5 protein-coding genes are annotated in these 5,960 nt (G+C 40.9%); all 5 read left to right on the top strand.

What is annotated here, in order from left to right; genetic code table 11:
• Positions 1-134 precede the first annotated feature (134 nt).
• The 5 genes from Q0212_RS08325 (at position 135) to Q0212_RS08305 (ending at position 5,320) form a co-directional block, all read left to right on the top strand.
• A complete protein-coding gene (locus Q0212_RS08325) occupies positions 135-542 on the top strand; it encodes a terminase small subunit (protein ID WP_297924436.1) in 408 nt (135 codons plus the stop codon).
• A 301-nt stretch (positions 543-843) separates the two neighbouring features.
• Positions 844-1,029, top strand: a complete 186-nt coding sequence (locus tag Q0212_RS08320) for a hypothetical protein (protein WP_297924434.1) — start codon at positions 844-846, stop codon at positions 1,027-1,029.
• Positions 1,026-1,271, top strand: a complete 246-nt coding sequence (locus Q0212_RS08315) for a hypothetical protein (RefSeq protein ID WP_297924432.1) — start codon at positions 1,026-1,028, stop codon at positions 1,269-1,271. The genes Q0212_RS08320 and Q0212_RS08315 overlap by 4 nt, the downstream gene beginning before the upstream one ends.
• Before the next feature lie 314 nt (positions 1,272-1,585).
• Positions 1,586-1,843, top strand: a complete 258-nt coding sequence (locus tag Q0212_RS08310) for an AlpA family transcriptional regulator (protein ID WP_297924429.1) — start codon at positions 1,586-1,588, stop codon at positions 1,841-1,843.
• A gap of 3 nt (positions 1,844-1,846) precedes the next feature.
• Positions 1,847-5,320: a plasmid replication protein, CyRepA1 family gene (locus tag Q0212_RS08305; RefSeq protein ID WP_297924427.1), complete on the top strand. Its 3,474-nt coding sequence runs from the start codon at positions 1,847-1,849 to the stop codon at positions 5,318-5,320.
• The last annotated feature ends 640 nt before the right edge of the window (positions 5,321-5,960 follow it).

The raw sequence follows: 5,960 nt of genomic DNA, 5'->3' as shown, positions 1-5,960 counted from the left end.
GAGATGTGTGCAATACTAAATGGCGATAAAGAGTATAAAGCTATCAATAACTAATAATTGATTGTTTTCAATACATAAGGCGTATTATTCATTGCGTAAACTTGCCCCATTCTAGCCCCAGCAGGTTGCACTATATGACACCTAAACAAGAGTTATTTGCTCAAGCATACCTTGAGACTAGCAACGCCTCCGAAGCGTATAAACGCGCCTATAACACGCAGGCGAACGCCAACACTGTTAATCGTAAAGCCTCGCAATTATTGAAACACCCCGAAGTGAGTACCCACATCATTGAGCTGCAAAACGAGCAACGTAAAAAGCATCATTTAACCCTGGATGATATTTTGCAGGAATTAGAACAGACGCGCTTATTGGCACTCAAGAACAAACAATGTTCTGCAGCGATCAGCGCAACGATGAGTAAGGCCAAGTTATTGGGATTAGATAAAAAAGCAGGTACAAACACCGATCCACTGACAGCACTTATCGCATCAATACAGGGTTCGTCCGTGCAAGTTGTCCAGCACTGTGATGATGATTAACGTTATCCTAAAGTTACCGTAGTGATTCCAATAAAATCATAAAAACCTTGGGGTAACCTTAGGGTAATCTTGCGTGAACTTGTTGTAATCTTGTTGTTTTTATGGACTAGGAAAATTAACAATTGGACAGTTTTTAGGTTTTATTGATTCCAACTAAATCATCAAAAAGTAGCGAATTATTTTATCGCATAACGCCTATTATGTTAAATAAGCATATTTTGACTATTCAAAAATATAAAAAAAGATATTCAAAATATACTTTTGATTGTATGATTAAGTCATGACTTTAGGAGCTTAGACCATGCAATTAGCCGTTATTGATGACCTTATCACTCAGCAACAAAACATCATTAAGCAATACCCCGACAATGCAGAAAAAAGCATAGCCTACTTATCAGGATTTATTGATTGTGCAAGAAAGGCGCAAGTTATCAGTGAGAAAGAATATCAAGCGTTCAAGGCGCAAGTGTTGGAGCTGATGCCATGATAAACGCACCCATAGCCAAAGCCTTGCTAGAGATGAAAAAAAGTGCAAATGTTGTCATTTGGGATTATCAGTCTTATTTTGAGATTACGATTGATAGTAAAGAGATTGCCCCTCAGCGCATGACTAGCCCACCACAGGCGCGAAAGTTTAAGACACTGGCAGCCGCGTACTCATACCTTAGAAACTTTTTAGACTATGAACGCGGTATTACAATACTAATTGCATCAAGCCGCGATAACTGACCCCTCACAAGTTGCCCGATTGATGCACTACTTAGCTTGCATCTTAATAAATGCCCTTATATCATGTTGTGTATGTTCATAATGAACGTAAAAGAAAAGACTAAATTACATTTAACCGAGAGCCTACAAAGGAGATTCAAAGCTATACAACATATTGTGATTTTTAATCACAATGCGCTCCAAAAAAAACCAAAAATCTCAAAACGCCCTAAAATCTCAAAACGCCCAAAAAACCCAAAAACAAAAAGCGCACGTATTTTGTGTTATATCGCTTTTACTCATTTGTTAGGTTCGCTTTATAGCGAGTTTAACTTATGGCTGCAATTACACAGCACCCAACTGCAAAAACCGAAACTTTTGCTAATCCCTCTACTTCACAAATTCGCTTTATTAGAAAGCGCGAAGTGATGCACAAAACTGGCTTATCCTCTACAGGCATTTACGACCTTATGGCGCGTGATTTATTCCCAAAAAGCATCAAACTTGCAGGGGGTAAAGCGGTTGCATGGTTAGAGAGCGATATAGGCCAATGGCAGCAACAATGCTTAGCAAACCAAGTACAGGGAGGCTAAGTAATGACTTCTACAATAGATAATCTTAAAAGGAAGGGGGGCGACCAGTTAAGCGACTGGACAGCCCCTAAGCGAACAGCAGCAAGCAAAGCAAGTATAGCATATCAATTCACAAGTTTTGATGTTCTAAACGACAGCTTTAACGAGTTTAACGCACTTGCCGCAAGTGTTGGCATTGATGGCCAAGCACTCAAAAACAAGATTGATTCATTCAATGGCCAAAAGATAAACAAACATATCGCACTAACTAAAGGCGACCCTGTTTTTGCTTTTGTTCGTGAGAAAGTTTTTACTTGGAATAATGAACCCGTCGGCTATTACCCCATCATCACGCTAAACACGTCTAAACATGGCGGACAAAGCGAAACATTTAGCGGATTAGAAGCAGCAACAGCGCGTTATAGACGTGCTTTAGGCTTAGATGATGCAAAGGTATCAAGCCGAACAAATACCGCACCTAAGCGCGATTTTGAGGCCGAAGCAAAGGCAAGAAAGGCAAAGGCAGACCAAGCCGAAGCAAAACAAGCAGCTTACAAAGCAAAACGCTTAAATGATTTTCACGAACTTTTCAAAACCTTGCCGCGTGAAGTTGGAGACCATGCTTATCTTATTAAAAAATTTGGTTCTCAGCTTGCACCATTAGCCGCGTTATCACTCGACCTTAGACGTGGTAATGATGGACTAGGGGATTTTATCGCCTACGCTTTACACGGGCAAAGTGGGCGCGTCGTTGGCTATCAGCGCATTTATGCCGAAATACCCAAAGGCCGCAACGATAATAAGGATTTTATCGGTTCAATGGGGGGCGCATTTACTATTGTTGGTGATGCGGAAAAAATCACAGGCCGCGCTTATATAGCCGAAGGTTTAGCCAACGCCATAACCTACCACCTAGCAACAGGTGAACCGTGTTTTGTTGCATTAAATGCAGGAAACCTAAAGCGCGTCGTGCCGTTTGTTCGTGGTACATACGCTGAAAATATCACGATACTGGCAGACAACGACAGAAAGAACCTTGCACAAAATGGCAATACAGGCATAAACGCGGCACTTAACGCCATTACATACGGGGGCAAGCAGTCCGATTACTTAATTATTGCGCCTTGTGATGATGCCGTAAATTGGGATTTAAACGACGTTTTAGTGAGTGATGGCTACAATATCGAAGCCGTTCAAGCCGTCGTTAATAATAAAGAAAACCGTCGAAAGGTGAACATCGACAAACTAGGGCAACGCTTGGAAAGTATCAAGTTGTTACCCCATAACCAACGAGAAAAGGCCGTTTACGCGCTGTTAGCTTATGCCGTAGATTGCGCCCCAATACGCCCACTAGAACTCAGTTTAGCGCGTATTAAGAAGCATTTAGGCCATGAGTGGAGCGCGTTTCTTGAGTCTAAAGCGTTATGGATAAGCCAAAAATATAACGCCAAAATTGAGGCCGTAAAGCCGTTATTTAGTTTTAAAGATAATATCGCCGTTCACTTTGCACCTCAGACAATGGCCAAACATACAGCCGATACTTTGTTTAAAAATGGTGGGCTATACATCGACAATCGCGGTACAGGTTCAGGCAAAACCTTGAACATGGCCGAAATAGTTAAACTGGCAAGACTTTACGAATCGCAAGGCGAAAGAGTAGGCTATATATCGCATCGAGTAAGCCTAAGCGCGAACAGCTCAGCACGATTAACCCTAGAAAACTATCAAGACCTAAAACCCCATGATATGCGCGATGTTCAGTATATGGCTATTGTTGCGAACTCTTTGGCTAAATGGCACTTTGCCGCGTTTTATGAAGATTGCGACGTGCTTTTTATTGATGAGATTAAGCAAGTTTTAGAGCATATAGCCGTCGGTACTTTTGACAATCGAGACCGCGCCAAGGTATTGGCAACCATTAAAACAGCCATTAAAAACGCACGACTTGTTATTTGTGCTGATGCCGACATTGACCAAACGACCTTAAATTTTCTCAAGTCATGCGGCAAACCGATTAGACGTATAGCGAGCGATATAAGCGGCAACGCGCCAAAAATTGATAAACCAGTCATTCACTCAGACACAAACACTATCAGAGATGAAGCCATACGTTCAGCTATTGCAGGAAACAAACTACTGATTCATTGCGACACTAAAAACGAAACCGAAAGCCTTAAATTGGTATTGATTAGCTCAGGCATAAGCGCAAACGATATTTTAGTGGTGAACAGCGACACCAAAGCCGAACCTGACGAAACAGAGTTTTTAAAAGACCCTGATACTTATTTAGCCAAACATCGACCGCGTGTTGTGTTGGCTAGTCCGACCATTGGCAGTGGGTTCAGTATTGAAAAGAAATACTTCGATGATGTTTATATGCTTTTGACAGGCATTTTAACGCCTACCGATATAATGCAAATGTCGGCACGTTATCGCCATGCTAAACGCTTATTTATTGGTTTTGAGGATAAGAACAACCGACCAGAGGCAACGTCGGACGCAACAAAGCTATTAGGCGATATGCTTATAAATAGACGTTTACGCCTAGCGATTGACCCAACGACAGACAAATTAACGATTGATGTTAAAGCCTCAGAACTCGACACCTTGCGCTATAAGATACTTATGCAACAGGAAGAAAGCCGCAAAGACTACGCCAATAAAACGCTACTTTGCTTTATTGCTAAAGGCCATGAAGTGCAAAAACTTGGCATTGTTGAAGATGCCGACGATTCAACCAGTTATAAAAAAGCATCTAAGGAAGCCAAAAAAGCCGTTAAAGAACGTCGCTTGATTGGCATTGTTAATGCCGAAGTAATCGACGCGCAACAAGCAGAACAGCACGAAAAGAACGCCAACACGACCACTCTAAAAGAAAAGTTAGAACTGGCACGTTTTAAAATATGTGAACAATTGGCAATTATCGAGCCTAAATGGGCAGATATTAAGTTTTGGGAAGATAAAGGCTTAAAGAAAATTCATTTATTCGAGACTTTACGGGCAAACGAACAAGCCTGTATTGACTTTGATAAGCAACAGGCAATGACTCAAGAAAACTTATCATTGCGAACAAAAGCACTCGAAAAGCATCGAATTTACACGATGATTTTTGACAGACTGGGGATTGATAAAGAAACGGGCAAAGGTTCGTTTAGCTTTACTCAGGCATTAGACGCGCTCAAAAGGTTACAGATTCATCATAACGAACTAGCCGCGCTTGGTTTTGGTAATTTTGAGAAAATAAATGAACGGTACGCCATTCGCTCAATTACAAACCTGATTAAACGACTCGGACTAGAGACCGAAGCAAAACAAACCCGACAAGGCCGCATTTATTCAATTAAAGAAGGAAGTTGGCAATGTATGGTTATTCATTCAGGCAATCGCAAAAAACAAAATATTCACGCTTTAGATATAAACAAAGCCGCGAAAGTATTTACCTTTGCAGAGATGACCGATGACGAAATACTAAAGAACTGGGGGCAAAAAACAGCATAATGCCAACAGATAAAACTCTATTGTCTAAGCAAATAGTAAATTCTATCTGTTGGCAAACAGCATAAACCCACTAATAAACGTCGTTTTGTTGGTGGGCTTATGCGACACAATAAAGGCGCATGACTAGAACCTTAGTCATTTTGCTGCGCCTATGGTTTATGTTTTAGCGATGAAACAATAAGAGATTTCCGAAGTATAAAAAGGCGTGATACTGTTCAATAATTGGAGAGATACGCGTGCGCGCGCGTAGTTATCAATTCGCGCAAGTGTTGGAGCTGATGCAGCAAAATGAACAAAAAGAACAGTTTTTATGGTTATACGAAATTCGCGCACCTGTTCATAAATGACCGTTTATGAACGCCCCTGTTCAATAGTTTTTTAAGTGTTCATAAAATAGATGTTTTAGTTTTGGACGTGTTCAATAAGATTTTAACTTTATGAACACTTTTTTATACTTCGAGTCGCGCACGCGCGTACTGGGTAGATTTTGCTTTTTATAGCTTGTACAAAATGTTCATTTTCTCAGTGTTGCGTAGTTACCAGGCGAGATAATACAGATTCTGCACCCCTATAAAAAAGAGTTGCCTCGCGTGCGCGCGCGTATCTCTCCACTTATGCTTTTTACGGTTATACGAAATTA

Origin of the sequence: uncultured Agitococcus sp., assembly GCF_937920075.1 — a bacterium.
Lineage (GTDB): Bacteria > Pseudomonadota > Gammaproteobacteria > Pseudomonadales > Moraxellaceae > Agitococcus.
This window is presented reverse-complemented; position numbering and strand designations above follow the sequence as displayed.

Bases quoted from the DNA above. Each gene is read 5' to 3' on its own strand.
- Q0212_RS08325 (WP_297924436.1), top strand. From the start codon at position 135: ATGACACCTAAACAAGAGTTATTTGCTCAAGCATACCTTGAGACTAGC.
- Q0212_RS08320 (WP_297924434.1), top strand. From the start codon at position 844: ATGCAATTAGCCGTTATTGATGACCTTATCACTCAGCAACAAAACATC.
- Q0212_RS08315 (WP_297924432.1), top strand. From the start codon at position 1,026: ATGATAAACGCACCCATAGCCAAAGCCTTGCTAGAGATGAAAAAAAGT.
- Q0212_RS08310 (WP_297924429.1), top strand. From the start codon at position 1,586: ATGGCTGCAATTACACAGCACCCAACTGCAAAAACCGAAACTTTTGCT.
- Q0212_RS08305 (WP_297924427.1), top strand. From the start codon at position 1,847: ATGACTTCTACAATAGATAATCTTAAAAGGAAGGGGGGCGACCAGTTA.